Genomic DNA, 512 nt, shown 5'->3' with positions numbered 1-512 from the left:
CCTTGGACTCAATCTTGGTGCCGTCGATATACTCCACGTCAAGACTGATGAAACCCTTGTCGGCAAGGACAAGAACCAGCTGCGTGAAGACGTTGTTTATTTCCTCCTTTACACGGTTACGGAAACGGTTGATGGTTATGAAATCCGGATGCTCATGACCGGCAAGCCAGATATAATGGATATCACGCAAAAGAAGCTTCTCTATTTTACGACAGGAATAGATATTATTCATATAAGCGTAGATAATTACCTTGAGCATCATTTTGGGATGATAAGCTGAGCGCCCCGTTTCTTTATAAAGCTTCTTGAAATTATCAAGATTGAGATTATCAATAACTGCATTGACTATGCGGACCGGATCGTCCGCAGCTATGTTTTCATCAATTCTTTGTGGAAAAAGAACGGTTTGGTTGGGAATGTAAGGACGAAAATGTAACTTTGCCATAACGAAAAAACTGATGCCTAAAGTTACATAAACTTTGGGTAATAACAAAGCCCGGGCTTGGGAAAGT

At 41.0% G+C, this 512-nt stretch carries 1 protein-coding gene; it reads right to left on the bottom strand.

Features of this window, described 5'->3' with window-relative positions:
• On the bottom strand, window positions 1-445 hold a 445-nt coding region (locus BACCELL_RS25600; RefSeq protein ID WP_169309611.1), incomplete at its 3' end, for a transposase.
• Window positions 446-512 lie beyond the last annotated feature (67 nt).

Origin of the sequence: Bacteroides cellulosilyticus DSM 14838, assembly GCF_000158035.1 — a bacterium.
Classification (GTDB): Bacteria; Bacteroidota; Bacteroidia; order Bacteroidales; family Bacteroidaceae; genus Bacteroides; species Bacteroides cellulosilyticus.
Note: the sequence above shows the minus strand (reverse complement) of the source record. Positions and strands in the feature narration are given on the sequence as shown.